Genomic DNA, 22,896 nt, shown 5'->3' on the forward strand with positions numbered 1-22,896 from the left:
GCTCGGCGTCAATTAGCGGGCTGCGCAGCCTCGAGCGCGACTTCTGCGATCGGCTGCCCGGTGGCCGGATTCGGCGCGGCGGCTTCGTAATTCCAACTGTCGGCGCGCCGTTCGAAGAGTGCGCCGGAAGGGCCGGTGGCCATCGGGCCCGCGATGCGGGCCAGGCGGAAGCCTGCTCGGCGGTAGTAGTCGTGTAGGTCGTTGTTGGTGGTCCAGGCGTCGAGACGGACCCAGGTGCGCTGTCGGCGGTGGGCGAGCATGCCCGCGTGGGCTAGTAGTCGGTCACCGACGCGCTGGCCGGCGAAGCGGAGGTCGACGATCATGAAGTGGACGACCACCGCATCGGCCAGTTCCCATGGCGACCACAGTCCGATGTCGGCGTGGTGGTTGACGGTGATCGTCCCCGCCGGTTCGCCCGAGACCTCGGCGATCCAGGTTTCGCTCGCTTCCAGTGCTCGGCCGACCGCCCTGGCGAAGATCTCGATGGGCAGCCCACGGCCGGCCACCGTCCATTGGTCGGAGCCGCGCGCGGTGAGCCATGACGTGCGCTGGACCCGCAGGCGGCAGATCGTGCCGAGATCGCCGAAGGTCGCCTGGCGAATCACGGTCGTCATGGCAACGAAATGCCTGGCCTGTAGGAGGTGCCGAGCGCGCGTCGGATGACCGCGGTGCCCGCGTCGTCGCCGAGTTCGTAGGCGAGTCTGTTGCGCGTGGCGATCGACCGGTGCCGGGTAGCGCGGGTGACCCGCTCGTTGTTGGCGCCGATCCGCAGGTGATCGAGCAGAATGGTCCCGGTCGCGACACCGAGGACGATGGCCTCCTCGGCGCTGGCGGGCCTGGCGGCCAGGGTGTCCCGGTGCGCGGTCTCGGCGTGGCCGCGATCGGCCAGCCGCCTGGTCGTGCCCTCGGGGATATCGTGCGGTGAGTCGATACCGGTGCTCTCGGCCAGGTCCCTCGGGTAGAAGCTGACCTCCCACGACCAAGGCTCGTTGTCCAGGTACTGAACGACCGTTCGGGCCAGCACCCACGAGTCCTCCGACACGCCGAGCCACAGGGCGACCTGCGGGCTGGCCGGTTCCATCCTGGCGCTGAACTCCTTGGCGGGTTCCCGATGCGCCGCCCGCGCGATCTCCTCGAAAATGTCGTGCGCCGACTGCGGGCGATCCGGCCGGATATGGTTGGTGACAACCGATTCCAGCACCTCCTGGCTTCGCACGATCGTCCCACGGGAAGTAGCTGTATAGACCAGATTTTCGGCGACAAGCACCTGAATAGCGTTGCGAGCAGTCGTGATCGAGACTTCCATCTGATCGGCCAGCTCGGTGTGACTGGGCAGTCGATCACCCGGATGCCACTTGCCTGCGCGGATCTCCTCGCGCAGGAGGTCTGCGATCCGGCGATACGTCGGACCGTCCGCCATCATGCTCCTCGGTCAGTCGTGCAGGTAACGAAGTATACTCTTCGTGACTCCCTACGGCCCGGTAACGCTTGACAGGTGCCTTCAGAGGTTTATTGTAATGAACGTCCTGATCCGGTGTTGTGCGGCGACGAACGGCGAGGCAACGTGGCAGGTTCGGAGATTTCGACAGTCGTTATGGCTCTCCCCGACACACCGCGGTGTGTCGACTCGGCAGTGCAGTCACTGACCCTCGGACTACTGCCTACTTCTGATCTACTTGTTCGGGCGTGTCGCGGGCACCGCGTGGTCGGCGGCCCGCTGCTCTGGTTCGCCCGTGACCTTGCGGTGCTGCACGAGCGCCGGCTGGTGGGGCGTGGCGGCTCGGTGCCGACCGATCCGGCTACTGTGCTCGAAATCGATCGGCGCAGAACCGAATTGGTAATGGCCATTGACGATTGGGTGGCTCGCAGCGTCCCGCAGCATCGGCTCGGCGCCACGCTGCACACCGAGACCGTCGGCGCGGTTATCGACCGCATCGCCGAATCCTCGGTCCGTGCACACCACGCGCTGATGACGCTGGACGCGCACAATGAACGGTTGCACTGCGCCTGGCATCATCTTGCGGAACTCGCCGACGCCTATGACGATCTGGTTCGCGATATCCAGGCGGGCCGCAGGCGCTTGCCGGAGTGGTGACCCGTCCGGTGCATTGATCACCAAGTGCCGGTGACACATTGGGCGCCCGTTGTCATGCCGACCACAGTGTCGCGCATGGCAGCGGGGGCATGTCGGGGTGCACGTTTCGGTCGATGACGACTTCGAGGTCGGTGCGGGTTCTGTCCAGTATCGTCGCGAACTCTTCCGCAGCTGCACAGTCACATTGGAAGTCCAGGGGCGCCTCGAGATGCTGGAACGATACCTGCAGATGGCGGCGCCGTGAGTCGAGCACGTAACGTCCCGTGCGCACCAGGTAGTTCAACGCAGCTCGGCGTTGGGCACACGGTGATCCCATCCAATGTGCGTGGGTCTGCATGATCCGATGCGCGCTGGCTGCTGTCAGGTGATCGGGCGCAATGTCGCAGCGCCCGAGCCTGATCGACGATGCTTCGAGTTGTTCCGGCAGTACATACATGACGGTGAAACCAGTCGGCTACGACGCCACTGATACCGGCGGTGTCTGGGTGCTCCCTAGCGGTGCGGTGAGTTCGAGATGGATACCGTCCGGGTCGCTGAACGACAGGATCGCGATGCCGAATGCGTCGAGCGCGGTGACCTCGCCGTGTTCGATCCCGGCGGCGTCCAGCCGGGCGGCCGTGTCGGCCAGCTCGTCCACCGACGACACGGCAAAGCTGAGGTGATCGAGCCCGACCCGCTCGGAGTCGAACCGGTCGGTGGTCGACGCCACGGGGCGCAAGCCGAACAGCATCCCGTTGGTCTGGAAAACGACACCGCCGTAGAGCTGTGCCGGATCGGCGCGCACCTGCGGATCCTCCGGGCTGCCGGGCGATTGCGCGGCGATCTCGAAACCGAGTACATCCTGGTAGAACGTGCGGGAACGCTCCAGGTTCGTCACCGTCAGCCGAACATGGTGGATGCCGGTGGTTGCGATCATCGTCATGAAACTCCGCCGTGAGATGGCCAGGATACGACTGCCGGGTTCGGCGTCGTCAGGAACATTAGGGCGCACATCACAGATCTTCGAGTGTCGGAAACGACACATTCAGTACTGTAGGCGACATGGATGTCGCGGTATTCGTCGTCGACGGGGTGGCCGATTTCGGATTCGCCGCCCTGCTGGAAACGTTCAACACTGCGAACGCGCTGCGCGGCGAATGGGAAGCCTCCGTCGACCCCTGGAACGTGCGGACCGTGTCACTGGGCGAGAGCGTGCGATCGGGCAACGGCTACCTCGTGCCCACCATGCCGCTGGCCGACCTACCCGGCGAATTCGATCTGATGATCGTTCCCGCGGTGAACGTGCGGGATGCCGAAACCCTGATCAGGATGGTCTCTTCGGCACCCAATCTGCCTGTGCTGGATCTGATTACGCGAGCGCGCGGAGCCGGAGTCCACTTGGCTGCGGCCTGCACCGGCACCTTCTTCCTGGCCGAGGCAGGTGTGCTGGATGGTTCACAAGCGACGACGAGTTGGTGGCTCGGCCCGGCTTTTCGCCGTAGGTATCCGCGAATTGTTCTCGACGAGGGCCGGATCCTGTGCCGTGGCGATCAGGTCACCACGGCGGGCGCGGCGTTGTCGCATCTGGATCTGGCCTTGTCCCTGATCTCCGCGAAGAGTCCGGCACTGGCCGAATTGGTGGCCAAATACCTGGCGTTCGGCGACCGAAATGCGCAGGCCGACTTCGCGGTACCCGAGGTGATCGCCAGGGGTGATTCGCTGGTCGCGGCCTTCGAACGTTGGGTCCGTGACCATCTGGCCGAGCAGTTCCTGATTTCCGGTGCGGCACAGGGGCTCGGCGTCACCGAACGCAGCCTGCAACGCGCAACCCATGCCGAACTCGGGATGTCCCCAAGGGATTTCGTCAACGAGATACGGCTGGAACGTGCCACGCACCTGCTGCGAACCACCCCGCTGACCATCGATTCGGTGGCCGCCAAGGTCGGATATCTCAACGCGGGAACCCTGCGCAGCCTCTTCCGTCGTCGACGTGGCAGGAGCATTGCCGATATCCGAGCCTCCCGGCTGTCCTGGTGAGCGATCAGTTTCGGTAGCGGCGGTGATCGACGCTGAATTCGTCGGCGACGGTCGCGGCGAGTTCGACATACGCGCGCTTGGTGGTCTTGTGCAGGCGATGCAGGTCGATCTCGGCGCCCTCCGACAGATGCTCGTCAAAGGGGATGACATGCACAGCACGGCAGCGCGACAGGAAGTATTCGCGCAGCTGCTGGATGCCGACATTCGGTGATCCCTCGCGCGGCAGGTTGATCACCACCACCGCATTGCGGACCAGGTGATCGTGGCCGTGCAGCGACAACCAGTCGAGCGTTGCCGCCGCGCTGCGAGCTCCGTCGATCGCGGCCGAGGAGATCAGCACCAGGGAGTGCGCCAGATCGAGCACCCCGCCCATGGCCGAGTGCATGAGCCCGGTACCGCAGTCGGTGAGGATGATGTTGTAGAACCGCTGCAGGATTCGGGCGACAGCACGGTACTCGTCGTCGCTGAACGCTTCGGAGGCCGCTGGATCCCGTTCGCTGGCAAGAACTTCCAGTCGACTCGTGCCCTGCGAGGTATGCCTGCGCACATCCGAGTACCGCTGGATCGCCGGATCCAGCAACAGATCACGCACCGTCGACCGCGTCTGCAGCGGTACCCGCTGCGAGAGGGTGCCGAAGTCCGGGTTGGCGTCCACCGCGATCACCCGGTCGCCACGGATGGACGAGAAGATCGACCCGAGACCCATTGTCGTGGTGGTCTTTCCGACGCCGCCCTTCAGCGACAGCACCGCGATCCGGTAGTCACCGCGCACCGGCTGCCTGATTCGTGCGACCAATTCCTGCAGCCGCATCTCCTCCGCGGACAGCCCCGGATTGATTGCACCGCCGGAAACATGGTGCACGGCCTTGCGCCAGCCGCTACCCGGCGCTTTCTTGGCCCGCCGCAACGGAACATCGTCGAGCGACGGCTGCGGCATGTGCTGGTTGTACTGACCCGGGTGGTGCTGCTGCGCAGGCGCTCCAGGATGCGGCCCGGCCTGCGGCTGTCCCCACCCCGCGGTATCCGAGCCTGACCCCACTGGAGGCCCCTGCCTCGCCGCGCCCTGCCACTGCTCGCTACCCGCTGCCGGTGGCTGGTTGCCGCCCGGTGCGTGTGACTGCCCGTCGCCGACCGGTGCCTGCGGTACCGCTGGCGGCTGTCCCGAGCCGGCCGGATTGCCCCACTGGTCGCTGCCCGTCGACTGCGTCGACTGGCCGCCGCCAGCTGCATGCGGTCCCGTGTGTGGTTGTCCGAATCCTGCTGGGTCGCCGGCCGGTGCGGGTGCTCCGGTGTGTGGTTGTCCGAACCCCGCTGGACCGCCGACCGACGTGTGCGGTCCAGGGGTTTGCTGCGTGAATCCTGTTGGGGCGCTGCCTGGTACGTACGGTCCTGTGGGTTGCGCGAATCCCGACGGGGCGTTTGCGGGTGCTTGTGGCGTCGGCTGGTCGCCGCCAAGAGGGTGCGGAGCAAGGCGATCTTGTTCCGGTGCGCGCGGACCGGCCGGTGGCTGCCCGAATCCTGTTGGGCCCCAATGGCCGCCGCCCGGTGCCTGCGGCATCGGTTGATCGCGGGTGTGCGGTCCCGTTGGTGGCTGTCCGAATCCTGCTGGGTTCTGCCACTGGGCGTTACCGGGTGCGTGCGGGGTCGGCTGATTGCCGCCAGGGGGGTACGGAGCAGGGTGATCTTGGTCCGGTGCGTGCGTCCCGGCCGGTGGCTGTTCGAATCCTGTTGGGCCCCAATGGCCGCCGCCCGGTGTCGGTGACCCCACTGGGGGGCGCTGCCCGTATCCGGTCGGGTTCTGCCATGGTTCCCCGGTCGGTGCCTGTGCCGGCATCGAAGGCTGGGCGTATCCGGTCGGAGGCGGCGGGCCCGGCGTCGGTTGCCCGAGCGCCGCCGGGTTCTGCCACGGCTCACCCGGTCCTTGCGGCATCGGCCGGTCGGATGCTGCTTGCTGACCGGGCATCGGGGTCTGTGACCGGTCGTTGGGCTCGGCGGCCGCCTCGTCGGCGTCGATCTCCGACGCGAGTCGGTGGCGGCCCCGCACCGCAGACTCCGGTGCGGCAGGGCGTGCGGTCGACGGCTCGAAAGCGTTGGGGCTCTGGTCGAGTGTCGAGATGGCGCCGTGCGGTTGCGGCCACTGGGCCGACGCTATGGGCGTGGCACCGGTTCCGGCGACCGATACTTCGTTGTCCACCGGCTCGCGCGTGGCGAATTCATCAGGGGGCGGAGGTAGTTCGGGGCGATGCCGCACCGGCGCGGACGGCTGCTCGGCAACCTGCTGACCGTCATCGGCGCGCTCGCCGCTCAGCCACGGTGGCGGACCGTCCGTGCTGTGTGGAACCGCCGACTGCGGGCCATCGTGCTGCGAGATGTCGGACGCGCCGAGTTCGCCGTTGCGTGGTTGTGTTGTGGCAGTGGCTGATCCGTGGGCAGCATCCGCAGGAGCGGTGTTCGGTGCTTCGGGTTCGAAACCGTGGCTGCCGTGCTCGGGCGCGACGGTCGATTCGGGTCCGTGCACCGGGGGAGCCGTTGGGCTTGCGAGGTTGCGTGGACCCATGTTCGGGGCACCCGGCTCGAATTCCATACGGCGGTGGTCGGAACCGGGTCCGGCGAGCCACGGCGGCGGCCCATCGGGTTCCGGCATCGTCGGCACGCCATGGAGTTCGGCGGACGGTGTCGAAAGGTCGGCCGGCGCAACCGGCTGCTCGCCGGCCGTCGGCTGCGACAGCGCGGATGGCGACAACGCTTGTGCCGCAGCGGGATCCGGCCTCGGTGGAGACGCCGGCAGATCGGGGTGCTGCTGGTAGCGCACCGTGGACTCGGTCGAGGCCGGTGGCTCTCGGGGCCCGTCGACCGGCCGTGCGCCGAGCGGCTGGAAGCCCTCCGACGGCCTGCTCGGGTTGCGCGTCGGCAGCGGTGCCGACTGCCACGAGTTGTCGGGGTGCGGCGGCAGTTGGCTCGGCGCCTGCTCGCGCTGCTGCGGCGGCCAGGAGTCGTTCTGGCGGTGCGGGTTTGGTTGCGATTGCGATCCAGGCTGCGGTTCCGGACCGCGCTGGAACTCGGGCCCATGCTGGAACTCTGGCCCGCGCTGCTGCTCTGGCCCGCGCTGCTGCTCTGGCCCGCGCTGGAAATCGGGACCACGCGACGGCTCGGGAGAGCCGGTGTGCGGCAGCTGATCCTGCTGCTGCCCCTCGCTGTGCTCGTCCTTATCCCTACGCCATCCCTTGCGTCGTTTGTCCCGACGTGCGGGATTGGGATCCGAGCGATCGCTCTCGGGGGAGCGAGACTTGAAACGGCCGCGCCGGGGCGTTTCGTCGATGAGTTCTTGGTGTGGCAGGTTCTGTACGGGTGCTTCGTAGCCGACCTGTGTGACTTCGCTCTCGGATAGCCACGGTGGAAGCATGGGGAGGCTGTCGTTATTACGGCTCACGGCGCCTCCTCGCTAACGCTCGGTTGCGCCGTGCCCGGGGGCGCTGAGTCCATGGCTCGCTCGCTGCGCTCGCTCACCCATCCCCCTTGGATCTGCTGGACCGATTCCTGGACAGCGGCCAGTTTACGCGAAGGATGCCTGCCGTCGTTTCATAGGGACTTCCCCCGGTCGGTGGGCTCTTAAGGGGCCATTTTTGCCGGATCCGGTACCGCCCGGTAAGCTGGAGCGGCGGTGCACCTATGCGCCGACTGTTTGCATGCCACCGTGCCGTTTGTCGACGGGTTCATACAAGCAGACACGAAGCAATCAAACCAGGTTTGAGCGTAAACCAGGATCGCGGAGGACATGGCGAAGAAAGACGGGGCCATCGAGGTCGAGGGTCGAGTTGTCGAGCCGCTGCCCAATGCGATGTTCCGGATCGAGCTCGAGAACGGTCACAAGGTTCTCGCGCACATCAGCGGGAAGATGCGGCAGCACTACATTCGTATCCTCCCCGAGGACCGTGTGGTCGTCGAGCTTTCGCCCTACGACCTGTCGCGCGGCCGCATCGTTTACCGCTACAAGTGATCGCGCCCGCTCCCGATGCGGGTGCAGCGCGACCACATGAGCCGCAAGGCTCGCCCACAGAGACTTCCCCAGCCGTCGGCTGGGGAAAAACTGTGTTCACACCCGTGTGAACCATAAGAAGATTGGACGGACGTGAAGGTTCAGCCGAGCGTCAAGAAGATCTGCGAGAAGTGCAAGGTGATCCGCCGTCACGGGCGGGTCATGGTGATCTGCGACAACCTGCGCCACAAGCAGCGCCAGGGCTGATCCGGCTCTTCGTAGTCGATCACCAGCCGGGCACCGATCACTGATCGGCTTGGCCACAAAAGAAGAACTCCCAGCTCCAGCCGCACACTGCGGAATTTCGGGTAGCGATGGTTTCGACAAACTGTCGAGGATCTCAATGCCCGAAGGTGTGCGTGCCAACCCCCGGTTCGGAGGCCGGGGCCCCACCAAGACGAGGGGACGGACAGGGAGCAGACCTCCGCAACAGTTAAGGAACCTGCCACATGGCACGTCTCATGGGCGTTGACCTCCCGCGCGAAAAGCGCATGGAGATCGCGCTGACTTACATCTACGGCATCGGCCGTACCCGCTCCAAGGAGATCCTCGCGGCGACCGGCGTCAGCCCGGACCTGCGCAGCAAGGACCTCAGCGACGATCAGGTGACGCAGCTGCGTGACTACATCGAGAGCTCGCCCGAGCTCAAGGTCGAAGGTGACCTGCGCCGCGAGGTGCAGGCCGACATCCGTCGCAAGATCGAGATCGGCTGCTACCAGGGTCTGCGCCACCGTCGTGGTCTGCCCGTCCGTGGCCAGCGCACCAAGACCAACGCTCGTACCCGCAAGGGCCCGAAGCGCACCGTCGCCGGCAAGAAGAAGTAGGGATAACCGATGCCTCCGAAGTCACGGGCCTCCGGCCCGAAGAAGACCCAGAAGTCGCGTCGCCGGGAAAAGAAGAACGTCCCGCACGGCCACGCGCACATCAAGAGCACGTTCAACAACACCATCGTGTCGATCACCGATCCGGCAGGCAACGTCATTTCCTGGGCGTCGTCGGGCCACGTCGGTTTCAAGGGTTCGCGCAAGTCGACCCCGTTCGCCGCGCAGCTCGCCGCCGAGAACGCTGCCCGCAAGGCGCAGGAGAACGGCGTCAAGAAGGTCGACGTCTTCGTGAAGGGCCCGGGTTCGGGTCGCGAGACTGCGATCCGTTCGCTGCAGGCCGCAGGCCTCGAGGTCGGCACGATTTCCGATGTCACCCCGCAGCCGCACAACGGCTGCCGTCCGCCCAAGCGGCGTCGCGTCTAGCGGGAAAGGATTAGATAACAAATGGCTCGTTATACAGGCCCCATCACCCGCAAGTCGCGTCGTCTGCGTGTCGACCTCGTCGGAGGCGACCAGGCGTTCGAGCGTCGCCCCTACCCGCCCGGCCAGCATGGCCGCGCGCGGATCAAGGAGAGCGAGTACCTGCTCCAGCTGCAGGAGAAGCAGAAGGCTCGCTTCGCCTACGGCGTCATGGAGAAGCAGTTCAGCCGGTACTACAAGGAGGCCAACCGCCTCAAGGGCAAGACCGGTGACAACCTGCTGCGTCTGCTCGAGTGCCGACTGGACAACGTGGTGTACCGCGCGGGTCTCGCGCGTACCCGTCGTCAGGCTCGCCAGCTGGTCAGCCACGGCCACTTCACGGTCAACAACAAGAGCGTGAACGTGCCCAGCTTCCAGGTGACCCAGTACGACATCATCGATGTCAAGGAGAAGTCGCTCGGCACGCTGCCGTTCCAGGTTGCTCGCGAGACCGTCGGCGACCGTCCGGTTCCCGGTTGGCTGCAGGTGATCCCGGGCCGTCTGCGCATCCTGGTTCACCAGGTGCCGGAGCGCGCTCAGATCGATGTGCCGCTGCAGGAACAGCTGATCGTCGAGTACTACTCCAAGTAGTCATTCGGCGAGCCGTCCTGGATTCCCTGGGCGGCATCGCGCACGGCTTCAATGCTGCTGGTGTGTGGTCGCAAGCGACCGCTTGCGACCACACACAACCCCCAGAACGTGGGCGTCAAATAGTGGGCGCCCGTACAGGAGGATGATTCCTAATGCTGATTTCACAGCGTCCGACGCTGACCGAAGAGGTCGTCGCCGAGAACCGCTCGAAGTTCACCATCGAACCGCTCGAGCCGGGCTTCGGTTACACCCTCGGCAACTCGCTGCGGCGTACCCTGCTGTCCTCGATCCCGGGGGCCGCGGTCACGAGCATCCGCATCGACGGCGTCCTGCACGAGTTCACCACGGTTCCCGGTGTGAAGGAAGATGTCACCGACATCATCCTGAACCTCAAGGGCCTGGTCGTGTCCTCGGAAGAGGACGAGCCGGTCACGATGTACGTGCGCAAGCAGGGTCCGGGCACCGTCACCGCCGGTGACATCGTCCCGCCCGCTGGTGTTGTCGTGCACAACCCGGACATGCACATCGCCACCCTGAACGACAAGGGCAAGCTGGAGATCGAGCTCGTCGTCGAGCGTGGTCGCGGTTACGTCCCTGCCGTGCAGAACAAGGCCTCCGGCGCGGAAATCGGCCGGATCCCGGTGGATTCGATCTACTCGCCGGTGCTCAAGGTGACCTACAAGGTCGAGGCCACCCGTGTCGAGCAGCGCACCGACTTCGACCGTCTGATCCTGGACGTGGAGACCAAGAACTCCATCACCGCACGGGATGCGCTCGCTTCGGCGGGCAAGACCCTGGTCGAGCTCTTCGGCCTGGCCCGTGAGCTGAACGTCGAGGCCGAAGGCATCGAGATCGGCCCGTCGCCGGCCGAGGCGGATCACATCGCTTCGTTCGGTCTGCCGATCGAGGACCTGGACCTGACCGTCCGGTCCTACAACTGCCTCAAGCGCGAGGGTGTGCACACCGTGGGCGAGCTCGTTGCCCGCACCGAGTCGGACCTGCTGGACATCCGCAACTTCGGCCAGAAGTCCATCGACGAGGTCAAGGTCAAGCTGCATGCGCTCGGCCTCTCGCTCAAGGACAGCCCGGCGTCGTTCGATCCTTCTTCCGTGGTGGGTTACGACGCGAGCACTGGAACGTGGAGCGACAGCGGCACGTTCAGTGACACCGATGGCGGCGAGCAGGACTACGCCGAGACCGAACAGCTCTAGGCCGCTGGGGTAGGCACCCCGGCTCGGCCTCACACAAGGAGAACAAACAATGCCCAAGCCCAAGAAGGGTGCTCGCTTCGGCGGGTCGGCGTCGCACCAGAAGGCGATCTTCGCCAATCTGGCGACGGCGCTCTTCGAGCACGGTCGTATTTCGACCACCGAGGCCAAGGCCAAGGCGCTGCGCCCCTACGCCGAAAAGCTTGTCACCAAGGCGAAGGCCGGCACTCTTGCCGACCGTCGCGAGGTGCTCAAGGTGATCCGCAACAAGGACGTCGTGCACGAGCTCTTCGCCACGATCGGCCCGTCGTTCGAGGGTCGCGAGGGTGGTTACACCCGCATCACCAAGACGCTGCCCCGCAAGGGTGACAACGCGCCGATGGCGATCATCGAGCTGGTTCGCGAGAAGACCGTGACCAACGAGGCCGACCGCGCTCGCCGCGTTGCCGCGTCCAAGGCCGAGGCGCCTGTCGCCGAGGTTGTCGAGGAGACCGCCGACGAGGCTGTCGCCGAGACCGTCGAGGCCCCGGCTGCCGACGCCGCCGACGAGAAGGCCGACGACAAGGCCTGAGGCCGTGTTTCGTGAACGAGCCCGCCACCCGCAGTCTGGGTCGGCGGGCTCGTTCGGTTCGACCAGGAGATCGCTGTGAACGTGGAGGATTCGATGGATTCTGTTGAACCGTCACGGGATTCAGTTCAGCGTCAGCAGAAATCTGCTGAGTTCGGACCGGGTGCGGCAGTACCGGCTCCGGTGCCGGCCGTCGCAGCGGTTCGCGTGCGCCTCGATATCAGTTACGACGGCACCGATTTCACCGGCTGGGCGCGTCAGCCCGGGCTGCGCACCGTGCAGGGCGTGTTGGAGGAGTCGCTCAGCAAGGTGTACCGCGAGCCCGTGCAGCTGACCGTCGCAGGCCGCACCGATGCGGGCGTGCACGCCGAAGGGCAGGTCGCGCACTTCGATACAACCGCCGAGTTCGATGCCGGGAAGCTGGTACATCGGATGGCGCGTTTTCTGCCGAAAGATGTGCGTATCAAGGCCGCTCGCGTTGCACCGCCCGAATTCGATGCCCGCTTTTCCGCGATCCGCCGGCACTACGCCTATCGACTGACCACCGCGCCCTACGGCGCCGAACCGCTGCAGGCGCGCAGCGTGGTCGCCTGCCGGTCCGACGTCGATGTCGACGCCATGCGCGACGCCTCGCGAAAACTCCTCGGGCTGCATAACTTTGCCGCATTCTGTCGCCGCCGTGACGGCGCGACCACGGTGCGTGAACTCCAGCGCTACGACTGGGAGCGCGACGGTGACGCACTGACCGCCTACGTCAGCGCCGATGCCTTCTGCTGGTCGATGGTCCGCAGTCTGGTCGGCGCCGCGCTCGCTGTCGGGGAGGGACGGCGCACGCCCGACTGGGTTGCCGATCTGTTGAACGAAACCGAGCGTTCGAGCTCGGTCACTGTCGCCCCCGCGCACGGCTTGAGCCTGATCGCCGTCGACTATCCGGCCGACGCCGACCTCGCCGCTCGCAATGCCCAGACTCGCGAAATGCGTTCGGTCCCAGTGCCGGATGAGGGCTGCTGCGGCGACTGATCGGATCCGGTCGCAGGGGCCGCCGCCCACCTGATCGCGCCGCGGATCTGCTGACCATCCAGCAGCATGCGGTGTTCATGCTCGAGTCGTGAAAAGGGTGCTCCCGCACCGCGAAGCACGATACGGCGCGGGAGCGGGAGGCAGGTCTGTTACGACGAACCCGCTTCGATGGTCTTCGGCTGCGACGACGAGCCGGAGATCTCGATGCGGCGCGGCTTCGCCTTCTCGGCAATCGGGATCGTCACCGAAAGCACGCCGTTGTTGTAGGTCGCGCTGATCTTGTCGGCATCGACGTTCTCGCCGAGCGAGAGCTGGCGCATGAATGTGCCCGCGAAGCGCTCGGAGGCAATCCACTGGACGCCTTCGTCGCTGGGCGTGCTGCGTTGTGCGCGCAACGTGAGTGTGCCGTTGTCGACGCTGACGTCGACCGAACCGGGGTCGACTCCGGGCAGGTCGGCGTTCAGCACGTAATGGTCGCCTGCCCTGAACAGATCCATCGGCATGAATCGTGGAGCACGGGTGGTACCAGCGGCTTCGCCCAGCAATTGGCGGGCGACAGTATCGATGTCATGAAACGGATCGAACCTCAGCACAGCAATCACCTCCATCGCCGTCGGTGACACTCACCACGGCGGTGAGCGCCGGAAGCTGTGCACCGACAAATTTAGCACTCTCCCTGGGTGAGTGCCAGGTCTGAATACGGATCGCGGCGGGTGGAATAGGCGCCACCTCATGGCCGTTCGCTTCAGATATGGCTATCGAGCAGCTCGGACGGTTCGGCGTATGGCGCGGCTACATGGGGTTCGACCCCGAGCAGGCGCGGGAGTTGGAGGAGCTCGGCTACGGCACCTTATGGCTGGGGTCCTCGCCGCCCGCGGAGCTGTCCGAGGTGGAGACGCTGCTGGACGTGACCGAGTCGATCACCGTGGCAACCAGCATCGTGAACATCTGGTCCGCGCCCGCGAAGCAGGTGGCCGAGTCGTTCCATCGGATCGAGGCGCGTTTTCCCGGCCGTTTCCTGCTCGGCCTCGGCGCCGGTCATCCGGAACACGCAGGCAACTACCGCAAGCCCTATGACGCGCTCGTCGACTACCTGGACGAGCTGGACGAGGCCGGAGTGCCGAAGCAGCAGCGTGCCCTCGCCGCGCTCGGCCCGCGGGTGCTGAAGCTGGCGGCGGATCGCACCGCGGGCGCGCTGCCCTACTTGGTCACCCCTGCGCACACCGCGAGCGCTCGGCAGGTGCTCGGCGCGGACGCGCTGTTGGCGACCGAGCACAAGGTCGTGCTGGACACGGATCCGGTGCGGGCGCGCGCGACGGCTCGTCCGCGCGTCGAGTTCTATCTGGATCTCCAGAACTATGTCGCGAATCTGCGTCGCCTCGGGTTCTCCGACGAGGACCTCGCCAAGCCGGGCAGCGACCGGCTCTACGATGCGCTGGTCGCCCATGGCGCCGCCGATTCGATTGCCGATCAGCTGGCCGCGCATCTGCGCGCGGGCGCCGATCATGTTGTGGTGCAGGTGCTCGACGACGACCCTCAGCAGACACTGCGCGCACTGGCGCCGGAGCTTGCCGCACTGTCCTGAGACGTGCCTGCACATCTGAAATTTTGATGTTTGAACTATCGGCCATGGCCTGAGCTGCTGGTATCGCTATGGCTCCGTGGGTAATTCGGTAGCTATCGCTACCGCAGGAGGTGCGATCGGCGGCGGAGACTCCGCCGCCGACGCGTTCGGGTCGAGTACCCGGTCGGATACACCAACGATCTGACCTACATCCAGGATGGCTGCTGATCAGAATCGCCCGGTGTGTGATACGCGCCGGCTACTGGGATCTCGAGAGTTGCCGCGCGTATCGGGGCAGGCTCGGCTGCATCGACGCGGATGTAGCCGAGCCGGGCAGCGATCTTGCGCATCCAGGCGGTAGCCCGCGACCAGGAAATTTCGCCGAGCTGATCGTCCTAAGAGACTGTAAGGAACCCGCGGGGACCATTCCCTGGCGACTGTGACAGCAGACACACTCGATCCCAGCTGACGCGCTGATGCGTCGATGAAGGAGATCTTGTGACTACGACACAGCCTGCAAGCGAGCGCCGGGTGATTGCGAACGTGCTTCGCGGATCTATCGGCAATCTCGTCGAGTGGTACGACTGGTATGTCTACGCGGCTTTCAGCGTGTACTTCGCGAAAACATTCTTCCCCACGGATGATCCAGCGGCACAGCTGTTGTCGACCGCCGCCGTGTTCGCAGTGGGCTTCCTGATGCGTCCGATCGGCGGCTGGCTACTCGGCCGCTACGCCGACCGGTTCGGTCGCCGCTCGGCGCTGACCCTGTCGGTCAGCGTGATGGCGGCGGGCTCGTTGCTGATCGCGGTGACCCCCGGGTATCAGACGATCGGACTCGCCGCCCCGATCATCCTCCTGCTGGCGCGGCTGCTGCAAGGATTGTCGGTCGGCGGTGAATATGCCACCAGCGCAACGTATTTGTCGGAGGTGGCCTCTTCCGGCAAGCGCGGGTTCTACTCGAGCTTCCAGTACGTCACCCTGGTCGCCGGCCAGTTGGTCGCGCTGGGTGTGCAGATCGTCCTGCAGCAGTTCCTCGACAACGCCCAGATGCACGACTGGGGCTGGCGGATTCCGTTCGTCATCGGCGCGTCGGGTGCGCTGGTGGTGATGTGGCTGCGGCGCGGCATGGACGAGTCCGAGCAGTTCGAGGCCGTCGTTGTGGCGGAGCGGAGCGACACGGCCACCGGGACGGCTTCGCGGCGGGGTCGAGACACCGCGGCCGCGAGCGGCACGTCGGCGCCCCCGCGTGGCTCGCTGCGGATGCTGCTGCAGTACCCCCGGGAGTGCCTGCTTGTGATGGGCCTGACCTTGGGCGGCACCGTGGCTTTCTACACCTACACCACCTACATGCAGAAGTTCATGATCTACACCTCCGGCATCTCCAAGCCGACGGTGGCGTGGATCAACTTCATTGCGTTGCTGGTGTTCGTCGTGTTGCAGCCGCTGGCCGGCGGGCTGTCGGACCGGATCGGCCGACGCAAGCTGCTGATGTTCTTCGGTGTGGCGGGCGCCCTGCTGACCGTGCCGATCATGACCGTGCTCGCCCACACCAAGAACCCGATCGCCGCGTGGGCGCTGATGATGCTGGCGCTGGTCATCATCACCGGCTACACCTCGATCAATGCGATCGTGAAGGCCGAGCTGTTCCCGACCAAGATCCGCGCGCTCGGCGTCGGGCTGCCGTACGCGCTGACGGTCGCCATCTTCGGCGGCACCGCGGAGATGATCGCGGTCGCGCTGAAGAAGGCCGGCCACGAGTCGCTGTTCTTCTGGTACGTCGCGGGCTGCATCGGTATCTCGCTGATCACGTACTACTTCATGCGGGAAACGTCGAAGGAGTCGACCATCGACGCCGAGGCACCGGCGGAGGACACGACGTCCGCGCCGGATGAACAACGGGAACTCACGCCTGCGCGCGCCTGACGGCCGTGGCCAACGAGGTTATGCGCGCACGCGCCGATCGTCCCCTGTGGGAGGATCGGCGCGTGCGGCTTGCTGTGGTCGAAGACGACGACGGTGTTGGCGACGCCCTGGTAGAGGCGCTCAACACCCGCGGATACCGCGCCGAGCGCATGCGAAGGGGCGCGGATCTGCTGATCGCGCATCGCGGCTACGACGCGGTGATCCTCGATCTCGGCCTGCCCGACGCCGACGGGCTGCAGGTGCTGCGGCAGTTGCGTGAGGTGAGCTCGATACCGGTGCTGATCCTGACCGCCCGCAGCGACGAACGTTCCATCGTGCGCGGGCTGCGCGGCGGTGCCGACGACTACCTGGTGAAGCCACCGCGGATCGCCGAGTTGATGGCTCGGCTGGAGACGGTCATGCGGCGCGCGGCGGTGGCAGCGGAGCCGACGCGCGCGGAGGTGGTGACCGGGGATGTGCGGGTGGATCTCGCCGCGCGGGTGGTCGAGGTCGGTGGGACGCCGATCGCGTTGACGCAGAAGGAGTTCGAGTTGGTGGAGGTGCTCGTCGAGCGGCCGGGCGCCGCGGTCAGTCGCCAGCAACTGATGGACCGCATCTGGGGTGACGCGTTCGTCGCGGTGTCGCGGTCGCTCGACGTGCACATGACCGCACTGCGCGCGAAGCTGGCCAGGCCCGGTCTGATCACCACCATCCGCGGCTACGGCTATCGGTGGGGACAATGAGCCGGAGAGCGGAGCCGGAATGCGTCGACGGCTACTGATCGCGTTGACAGTGTTCGCGGCGCTGGCGGTGCTCGCGTTCGCGGTGCCACTGTCGCTGACCTTCGCCACCAGCCGGACCCAGGAGTTGGTGCTCGGCCGTTCCGGCGACGCCGATCGGTTGGCCACCCTGGCCGATGTCGCGGCCGCGGACGGGGATGTCCGTGCGCTGGCCGAGGAAGTCGGCCGCTACCACGAGCTCTACGACGAGCCCGTGCTCGTTGTCGACGCGCGCGGCGCACCGACGGTCAATGCGGCCGTGGATATCGATGATGCCGCCATCGTCGCCGCGGTGGCCGCCGCGCGCCGCAATCAACGGCCGCAGCCGATCGACCGGCTGACGCCGTGGGGCGCGCCGACCATGCTGGTCGCGCGGCCGGTCGGGACCGGCGTGCAGGTCAATGGCGCCGTGGTGATCGAGGCGTCCACCGCGCGGGCCCGCGCCGATATCGCGAAGGCGTGGGCGGTGATCGCGGCGGGAGCTGTCGTCGCCATGGCGGTGTTCACGCTGCTGGCACTGACTCTGAGCCGCTGGGTGCTGCGACCGCTGGCCGCGCTGTCGCATGCGGTCGCTGACCTGACCGCGACACTGCCGAAACCGCGCACCGAAGTAGCCGCACCCTCTATCGCCCGCCGCCACGGCGGGCCGCCCGAAATGCGGGCCGTCGCGGAATCGTTCGACGCCATGGCGCTCGCGGTCGCCGACTCGGCGGACGCCCAACGTCAGCTCGTCGCCGACACCGCCCACGCCATGCGTAACCCACTGGCCGCTTTGACAATTCGTCTCGATTCGCTGGAGCCCGCCATCCCGGCGGTGGCGACCGCGACCTTCCATCGCGCGAGTGCCGAGGTCGAACGTCTGACCGCGCTGCTCGACGGCCTACTCAGCCTGGCCGTAGCCGAAACCCCTGCCGCCTTCGAAGCCGCACGCGCCACCGGTGGCACCGAAAACCATTGCGACGCAGTCCAAGTAGTCGCTGATCGGATCGATGCCTGGTATTCCGCTTTCGAGAGTGCGGGCATGCAACTGGGTGCGCGGGTCGAGCCGGTCGTTGGAGACGATGCCGCTGGTGGTGTGCGGGTTGCTGGAAGCAAAGCCGCTGGCGGTGTGGGGGTTGCTGGAAACAGTGCCGCTGACGGTGTGAGGGTCGGTGGGAACATTGGCGCCGGTGGTGTGGGCGGCGTTGGAGACGATGTCGCTGGTGGTGTGGGGGTTGCTGGAAACAATGCCGCCGGCCGTGTGGGGGTCGGTGGGAACATCGGCGCCGGCGGTGTTGGAGACGATGTCGCTGGCGGTGTGGACGTCGCTGGAGACGATGCCGCCAGCCGTGTGCGGGTCGCTGGAAACCAAGCCGCTAGTCGCTTGCCGGTGGTTGGAGACGACGTCGCCAGCCGTGTGCCGGGCGCTGGAACCCACGCGACCAGCAGCTCGCGGGTCGTTGGATACGATGGTTCGACCGACTTGCAGGTTGATCGAAATGGCGCGGAGGTTGTGGTTCCCGCGGACGTCCTTGCGCAAATACTCGATGTGCCCCTGAGCAATTCGTGCCGCTACGCGGGTTCCGGCACGCATACGACGATTACCGTCGATACCGAGCCCGGTTGGGTGACGGTGACCGTTCGCGACGACGGTGCCGGAGTGGCCCCTGAGGAGATCGACAAACTCGCCACCCGCTTCTATCGCGGCGCCACCGCACCCGCGGGTGGCTCTGGCCTCGGTCTCCCGATCGCCGCTGCCCTGACCCAGGCCCGCGGCGGCACGTTGACCGTCGAGCCGGTCGACCCGCACGGCCTCGCGATCCGCATCCGGGTACCGAGGGTGGTCGAGCGGTGATTCGGCGTCGGAACTTCTTGGCGCTGGGGGCTTTCGGGGCCGTTGCCGGGATTTCGGGGTGCGGCACGGATGCGGGTGGTGTCAACGTCCGGTTGGCTTCCGGTGAGGCGGGTGGGCTTTATCACGCGTTCGCACGGCTGCTCGCGGCTGTTGCGGAGCAAGCGGGCGGGGTGCGGATCGAACCGGTGACGACCTCGGGCTCGCAGGAGAACCTGGCACGCCTTGCCGCGGGCGAAGTGGATGCGGCGCTGACGCTGTCGGATTCGGTGGGGGAGCGCGATCGGGTGTTGGCGCTCGGGCGCGTCTACGAGAACTACCTACAGCTCGCGGTGCGGGCGGACAGTCCGATTCACCACGTCGCCGACCTGCGCGGCACCCGGGTGAACCTCGGGGCCGCGGGCTCGGGTGCCGCGGTCACCGGCGAGCGGCTGCTGTGGGCCGCGGGCTTGGATCCGGCGGTGGATGTGTCGATTGCGCATCGGCCGTTGCGGGACGCGGTGGCGGCGTTGGACTCCGATGAAATCGACGCGCTGCTCTGGGCGGGCGGCGTGCCAACCAGTGCGCTCGAGGTGCCGCGGCGGATGCGCCTGGTTGACCTGGGTGAGTTGGCTGTGCCGATGCGAGAGCGGTTCGGCTATCTCTACGACCGTGTAGAGATTCCCGCCGATGCCTATCCCGGCGGCCCCGCGGTGCACACGGTGGGCGTCGCGAATCTGCTGCTCGCCGCGCCGTCCCTGCCGGACGATGCCGCAGCGGCGATCGTCGACCTGCTGCTTTCCTACGCCGACGCGCTGGTCCCGGCCGAGGCAGCAGGCACCCAATTCCTGGATGCTCGTTCACTGATCGGAACTGGCTCGGTACCACTGCATCCCGGTGCGGCAGCGGTATATCGGCGCAGACACGGTTGAAATGGGGTAGTCGGGCGGGCGCCGGTTTCGTCCAGCGCACTACGCCATCTGTGCTCGAAGTGGGAGGGGTGGTAGACCCTGGTTTGGGGGTCGCGGTAGTAACGGCGCAAAAACAACAGATGTGGCGTTGTAGATCCGCTGGCATCCCGCTGCGGTGAGGGCGTGGATCTGACGGTCCAGATTCTGATCGCGCGTCGACACGCGGCCGTAGCCGATGAGCGCGCCACCCCCACCGAGATCGAGCGCATCGCCGTCGAGCGTGAGCGGTTCGGAGATGTCGAGATCCTTTGTCGTGGTTGCCATGCCGCGGAACACTTGCGTATCTCGACTGTCCGGGACCCCTGCGCGTTGAAAATCGGGCACGTCCGGCTCATAACCACGGTGGGTGTTGCAGAGAACTCGCAAGACCGTATCGGTGCCCATTGATGGGAGATCGTGGAATTTGGCCATGCCATAGGCTGCGGCGACGGCATGTGATACGTGACGTATACGTTTCAGCGAGCGACGTCTCTCGTTGGCCGTGACCGAGTGTCCGAGCCAATTTTGGTCGTTTCCGGTGGGTGAAATTGGAGGATGTGTGTGGCCGAACCTCAGGATCGGCTGGATGAGGACTCATGGACTGTTCCGGCGAAATGGTGGCCCAGGGCAGCGCCTTTTCGGGGGCTGGGCCCGACACGACAGTTAACGTTTCGACCGCGAACACCAGTTACACCCACCGAGCTCGCCCCGTATCGCCAGGTGATCGAAGGTGCTCTGGCGTGCCCGCCCCGCGGTGGTGCGTATTGGCTTTCCGAGGCGGGGACCGAGTTTCTCGATTCACGCGTATCCGCGAAAGGCGCGGCTGTTGTATGCGCTCTCGTGCACTCGGAGCCGCGCAGTCTAGCTGACACGTGGGTGGCCGAGTACGGGCTCGATTTCGCGGCGGAAGCAGCTGTATGGATATCCGGCGTCGGAGTGTCGAGCTCGGTCGTATCGGGATCCGGGGGCGGTACGTGGAATCCTATCCATCTGACCGTGCCCGAGCCGAACGATCCAGGACCATTGCGCGCGTACAACGTGCTGCGGCGGGTTCGGGCGCACCTGGCGACTGCATCCGAAGAGCATTACCGGGCCACCGTCCAACGCTTGGGTACGCTGCGCGGCGTTGCCGGTGGTCGAGGGGCTTCCGGTCATATCGGTGACCTGTGGGTCCGGGTCGCCACGTCGTATCTGCTTCCGACCGAACAGGTTTGGATCGATGCAGACCTTGAGGCGATGCCGATCGACAAGGTGTGCAGTTCACCTCCCGAGCGGCATCAGCACTGGTACAGCGACGATTTCGGGGCTTCGTCATTTCCGTCCGATTCGGATTCGCTTGCCCTTCTAGCGGCTTCCGCCACCACTGCGGAGCAACTCACTCGTATCACCGAAGTGGTGGAGCCAGCAACCCTTTTCCGTCATGTGCACAACATCGCGACTCAGGTAGGTCCGGCTGCCGCCGACGTCATCGCCGCGATGCTGGATGCCAGGCTTCATGCACCCTACGGTTGGGGCGCTCGCCAACGCTCCACGGGCGAACTCGCCGACATGCTGTCCCGTTTTCCGACCGATGTCGCGATGGAACTACTCCAGGCTCGCGCCGATAACGGGTTGGTGTTTTGCGCACTATCCAGATCTGCGAGCCGGTTCCCGCGCCGTGCGATGAGGCTGCTGTCAGCCGATCCCGCCCACACGGCATCCGCCCACATTGTTCAGGCGCTTGAAAGTCGCGAACAGCGGTCCATTCGCGATGCGTCGGCCCACCAGAGTGGTAAATCCGGACATCTACGCAACGCCGAACCGCACGAACTGTCGGATGTCCTGGCTGCGCCGCCCTGGCATCGCAGATCTCCGTCGACACAGCGCCTTTCTCTCGAAAAACGCCCCGACCGCCCGCTGCGGCTCGTCTGGCGGCCAGGTCAACGGGAGCGGTGGGCCGCGATGCGGGTAACAGGAGGGAGGTGGTACGAACACGACTTGCTCGAGGTGGTCGGCAACGCCCGGGACATCGAAGATTACCGTCGCTCTGTGAAGGATGTGGACCAGGAGCCCTTCGCCCTCGCACTGATATCCGACGACATCGCGCGTCCGATCCTTCGTGAGTTCCAAGTCCCGCGAAGAGTCCACTCTCATGGGATTTTTCAACGCATCCTGGGAAGGTTCGGCACCGATGCCCTCGATGCGGTTGTCGCGACGATGGCGCAACATCCGTCACGGATGGCTATGGTCATGGAGCCCATCGACGGCAGTCGTGTCGCCGTGCTGATGATGCGCTGCCTCGGTTTCCGCCGGACCCATCATGCCGCGCTCACCTGGTGGCGACGGCATGCCGACACCGCTGTAGCAGACCTGATTCCGATTGCGCTGGGTCGACAAGGTAGCGATCGCATGCTTGCACAGCACGCACTCCATACTATTGCCCAAATGGGTCACCGCAGCGCAATCGACAGCGCCGCAACAGATTACGGCCAGCAGGCCCGCGCAGCCATCACCACGATGGTGGGCGATGATGCGATACTGTCGCTGCCCCGTCGGATTCCTCGACTGCCGACGTGGCTCGTACCTGGCCTGCTTCCTCCCATCTTGCTAGCAGACGGCAGCGCAGCGCTGCCGGAATCTGCGGTGGAAGACTTCTGCACGATGCTGGCGATATGCCGCCCCGAATGGCAATACGCCGGAGTTCGGGTTGTCGCGGAAACGGTGGATCCGGCGGCGCTGGCGGAGTTCGCATGGGGCCTATACAAGGCTTGGATGTTGGCCGGTTGCCCCCACAGTGACAAATGGGTGTTGCATACGCAAGGCATTGTCGGGAACACAGACACCGCACGCCGATTATGTCAGCAGATCCTCAAGGGCGGGTGGCGGATTGGAGAGTCTTCCCGCGCTGCACTCGACGCGATCACGGCTATCGGTGGTGATGAGGCAGTCACCTGTCTGCGTGCCATCGCCTCTGCCTCATCCGGTGGTTTGGCTCGTAAGGCAAGACACCGGATCCGCGAGCTGACGGAACCAGACAGCGTGCGTTGAAAAGCACCTCGCATCGACGATGTACACGCCAGCAACAGGAACTAGGG

At 65.9% G+C, this 22,896-nt stretch carries 22 protein-coding genes; 16 read left to right on the top strand and 6 right to left on the bottom strand.

Going from position 1 to position 22,896, the window contains the following annotated elements; translation table 11 throughout:
• Positions 1–8: 8 nt before the first annotated feature.
• Both OHA42_RS09765 and OHA42_RS09770 read right to left on the bottom strand, forming a co-directional pair.
• Positions 9–614, bottom strand: a complete 606-nt coding sequence (locus OHA42_RS09765) for a GNAT family N-acetyltransferase (protein ID WP_406236346.1) — start codon at positions 612–614, stop codon at positions 9–11.
• Positions 611–1,423 (bottom strand): GntR family transcriptional regulator, encoded by an 813-nt coding sequence (locus OHA42_RS09770; RefSeq protein ID WP_406236348.1) that lies wholly within the window; start codon positions 1,421–1,423, stop codon positions 611–613. Before OHA42_RS09770 ends, OHA42_RS09765 begins: the two co-directional genes overlap by 4 nt.
• Positions 1,424–1,633: 210 nt before the next feature.
• Between OHA42_RS09770 and OHA42_RS09775 the strand changes: the two genes are divergently transcribed.
• Positions 1,634–2,095, top strand: coding sequence for a DUF4254 domain-containing protein (locus tag OHA42_RS09775; protein WP_328409295.1), 462 nt, complete (start codon positions 1,634–1,636; stop codon positions 2,093–2,095).
• A gap of 454 nt (positions 2,096–2,549) precedes the next feature.
• Here OHA42_RS09775 and OHA42_RS09780 read toward each other — a convergent pair whose 3' ends face one another.
• Positions 2,550–3,017: a VOC family protein gene (locus OHA42_RS09780; RefSeq protein ID WP_406236351.1), complete on the bottom strand. Its 468-nt coding sequence runs from the start codon at positions 3,015–3,017 to the stop codon at positions 2,550–2,552.
• Between the two features lie 119 nt (positions 3,018–3,136).
• Between OHA42_RS09780 and OHA42_RS09785 the strand changes: the two genes are divergently transcribed.
• A complete protein-coding gene (locus OHA42_RS09785; protein WP_406236353.1) occupies positions 3,137–4,111 on the top strand; it encodes a GlxA family transcriptional regulator in 975 nt (324 codons plus the stop codon).
• Between the two features lie 4 nt (positions 4,112–4,115).
• Here the strand turns inward: OHA42_RS09785 and OHA42_RS09790 are convergent, their stop codons facing one another.
• Positions 4,116–5,669 (bottom strand): AAA family ATPase, encoded by a 1,554-nt coding sequence (locus OHA42_RS09790; protein ID WP_406239253.1) that lies wholly within the window; start codon positions 5,667–5,669, stop codon positions 4,116–4,118.
• Positions 5,670–7,886: 2,217 nt separating this feature from the next.
• On the opposite strand from OHA42_RS09790, the gene infA reads away from it, so the two are divergent.
• The 8 genes from infA to truA all read left to right on the top strand — a co-directional run bounded on the left by infA (position 7,887) and on the right by truA (position 12,817).
• Entirely contained in the window at positions 7,887–8,108 is a 222-nt protein-coding gene (infA, locus tag OHA42_RS09795) for a translation initiation factor IF-1 (protein ID WP_003418601.1), read from the top strand.
• Positions 8,109–8,240: 132 nt separating this feature from the next.
• Positions 8,241–8,354: a 50S ribosomal protein L36 gene (gene rpmJ, locus OHA42_RS09800; RefSeq protein ID WP_011207363.1), complete on the top strand. Its 114-nt coding sequence runs from the start codon at positions 8,241–8,243 to the stop codon at positions 8,352–8,354.
• Between the two features lie 242 nt (positions 8,355–8,596).
• Entirely contained in the window at positions 8,597–8,971 is a 375-nt protein-coding gene (gene rpsM / locus OHA42_RS09805; RefSeq protein ID WP_014981767.1) for a 30S ribosomal protein S13, read from the top strand.
• 9 nt (positions 8,972–8,980) lie between these two features.
• Positions 8,981–9,394 (top strand): 30S ribosomal protein S11, encoded by a 414-nt coding sequence (rpsK, locus tag OHA42_RS09810; protein WP_040731638.1) that lies wholly within the window; start codon positions 8,981–8,983, stop codon positions 9,392–9,394.
• Positions 9,395–9,415: 21 nt separating this feature from the next.
• Positions 9,416–10,021, top strand: coding sequence for a 30S ribosomal protein S4 (rpsD, locus tag OHA42_RS09815; RefSeq protein ID WP_328409306.1), 606 nt, complete (start codon positions 9,416–9,418; stop codon positions 10,019–10,021).
• Between the two features lie 152 nt (positions 10,022–10,173).
• Complete coding sequence (locus OHA42_RS09820; protein ID WP_040686662.1) at positions 10,174–11,232, top strand: DNA-directed RNA polymerase subunit alpha; 1,059 nt, start codon at positions 10,174–10,176, stop codon at positions 11,230–11,232.
• A 49-nt stretch (positions 11,233–11,281) separates the two neighbouring features.
• On the top strand, positions 11,282–11,800 hold the full coding sequence (gene rplQ, locus OHA42_RS09825) for a 50S ribosomal protein L17 (RefSeq protein WP_406236378.1): 519 nt from the start codon (positions 11,282–11,284) through the stop codon (positions 11,798–11,800).
• 93 nt (positions 11,801–11,893) lie between these two features.
• Positions 11,894–12,817, top strand: a complete 924-nt coding sequence (gene truA, locus OHA42_RS09830; protein WP_406236380.1) for a tRNA pseudouridine(38-40) synthase TruA — start codon at positions 11,894–11,896, stop codon at positions 12,815–12,817.
• Between the two features lie 149 nt (positions 12,818–12,966).
• On the opposite strand, the gene OHA42_RS09835 is transcribed toward truA, so the two are convergent.
• On the bottom strand, positions 12,967–13,410 hold the full coding sequence (locus OHA42_RS09835) for an Hsp20/alpha crystallin family protein (RefSeq protein WP_406236382.1): 444 nt from the start codon (positions 13,408–13,410) through the stop codon (positions 12,967–12,969).
• Positions 13,411–13,568: 158 nt separating this feature from the next.
• Between OHA42_RS09835 and OHA42_RS09840 the strand changes: the two genes are divergently transcribed.
• The 5 genes from OHA42_RS09840 (at position 13,569) to OHA42_RS09860 (ending at position 19,804) form a co-directional block, all read left to right on the top strand.
• On the top strand, positions 13,569–14,402 hold the full coding sequence (locus OHA42_RS09840; protein ID WP_406236384.1) for an LLM class F420-dependent oxidoreductase: 834 nt from the start codon (positions 13,569–13,571) through the stop codon (positions 14,400–14,402).
• Positions 14,403–14,879: 477 nt separating this feature from the next.
• Positions 14,880–16,304, top strand: coding sequence for an MFS transporter (locus OHA42_RS09845; protein ID WP_406236386.1), 1,425 nt, complete (start codon positions 14,880–14,882; stop codon positions 16,302–16,304).
• Positions 16,305–16,366: 62 nt separating this feature from the next.
• A complete protein-coding gene (locus OHA42_RS09850) occupies positions 16,367–17,026 on the top strand; it encodes a response regulator transcription factor (protein WP_406236388.1) in 660 nt (219 codons plus the stop codon).
• Positions 17,027–17,045: 19 nt separating this feature from the next.
• On the top strand, positions 17,046–18,896 hold the full coding sequence (locus tag OHA42_RS09855) for an ATP-binding protein (protein WP_406236390.1): 1,851 nt from the start codon (positions 17,046–17,048) through the stop codon (positions 18,894–18,896).
• A complete protein-coding gene (locus tag OHA42_RS09860; protein ID WP_406236392.1) occupies positions 18,893–19,804 on the top strand; it encodes a TAXI family TRAP transporter solute-binding subunit in 912 nt (303 codons plus the stop codon). The genes OHA42_RS09855 and OHA42_RS09860 overlap by 4 nt, the downstream gene beginning before the upstream one ends.
• Positions 19,805–19,843: 39 nt before the next feature.
• Here the strand turns inward: OHA42_RS09860 and OHA42_RS09865 are convergent, their stop codons facing one another.
• Positions 19,844–20,107, bottom strand: a complete 264-nt coding sequence (locus tag OHA42_RS09865) for a recombinase family protein (protein WP_406236393.1) — start codon at positions 20,105–20,107, stop codon at positions 19,844–19,846.
• Positions 20,108–20,698: 591 nt separating this feature from the next.
• Between OHA42_RS09865 and OHA42_RS09870 the strand changes: the two genes are divergently transcribed.
• Positions 20,699–22,849, top strand: coding sequence for a hypothetical protein (locus OHA42_RS09870; RefSeq protein WP_406236395.1), 2,151 nt, complete (start codon positions 20,699–20,701; stop codon positions 22,847–22,849).
• The last annotated feature ends 47 nt before the right edge of the window (positions 22,850–22,896 follow it).

This window comes from Nocardia sp. NBC_01009 (assembly GCF_045208035.1).
Taxonomy (GTDB): Bacteria; Actinomycetota; Actinomycetes; order Mycobacteriales; family Mycobacteriaceae; genus Nocardia.

What these genes read in the sequence shown, in the direction of transcription:
- OHA42_RS09765 (WP_406236346.1), bottom strand. Translation starts at nt 614, where the DNA reads ATGACGACCGTGATTCGCCAGGCGACCTTCGGCGATCTCGGCACGATC.
- OHA42_RS09770 (WP_406236348.1), bottom strand. Translation starts at nt 1,423, where the DNA reads ATGATGGCGGACGGTCCGACGTATCGCCGGATCGCAGACCTCCTGCGC.
- OHA42_RS09780 (WP_406236351.1), bottom strand. Translation starts at nt 3,017, where the DNA reads ATGACGATGATCGCAACCACCGGCATCCACCATGTTCGGCTGACGGTG.
- OHA42_RS09785 (WP_406236353.1), top strand. Translation starts at nt 3,137, where the DNA reads ATGGATGTCGCGGTATTCGTCGTCGACGGGGTGGCCGATTTCGGATTC.
- OHA42_RS09790 (WP_406239253.1), bottom strand. Translation starts at nt 5,669, where the DNA reads ATGCCGCAGGCACCGGGCGGCGGCCATTGGGGCCCAACAGGATTCGGG.
- infA (WP_003418601.1), top strand. Translation starts at nt 7,887, where the DNA reads ATGGCGAAGAAAGACGGGGCCATCGAGGTCGAGGGTCGAGTTGTCGAG.
- rpsM (WP_014981767.1), top strand. Translation starts at nt 8,597, where the DNA reads ATGGCACGTCTCATGGGCGTTGACCTCCCGCGCGAAAAGCGCATGGAG.
- rpsK (WP_040731638.1), top strand. Translation starts at nt 8,981, where the DNA reads ATGCCTCCGAAGTCACGGGCCTCCGGCCCGAAGAAGACCCAGAAGTCG.
- rpsD (WP_328409306.1), top strand. Translation starts at nt 9,416, where the DNA reads ATGGCTCGTTATACAGGCCCCATCACCCGCAAGTCGCGTCGTCTGCGT.
- OHA42_RS09820 (WP_040686662.1), top strand. Translation starts at nt 10,174, where the DNA reads ATGCTGATTTCACAGCGTCCGACGCTGACCGAAGAGGTCGTCGCCGAG.
- rplQ (WP_406236378.1), top strand. Translation starts at nt 11,282, where the DNA reads ATGCCCAAGCCCAAGAAGGGTGCTCGCTTCGGCGGGTCGGCGTCGCAC.
- truA (WP_406236380.1), top strand. Translation starts at nt 11,894, where the DNA reads ATGGATTCTGTTGAACCGTCACGGGATTCAGTTCAGCGTCAGCAGAAA.
- OHA42_RS09840 (WP_406236384.1), top strand. Translation starts at nt 13,569, where the DNA reads ATGGCTATCGAGCAGCTCGGACGGTTCGGCGTATGGCGCGGCTACATG.
- OHA42_RS09855 (WP_406236390.1), top strand. Translation starts at nt 17,046, where the DNA reads ATGCGTCGACGGCTACTGATCGCGTTGACAGTGTTCGCGGCGCTGGCG.
- OHA42_RS09865 (WP_406236393.1), bottom strand. Translation starts at nt 20,107, where the DNA reads ATGGCAACCACGACAAAGGATCTCGACATCTCCGAACCGCTCACGCTC.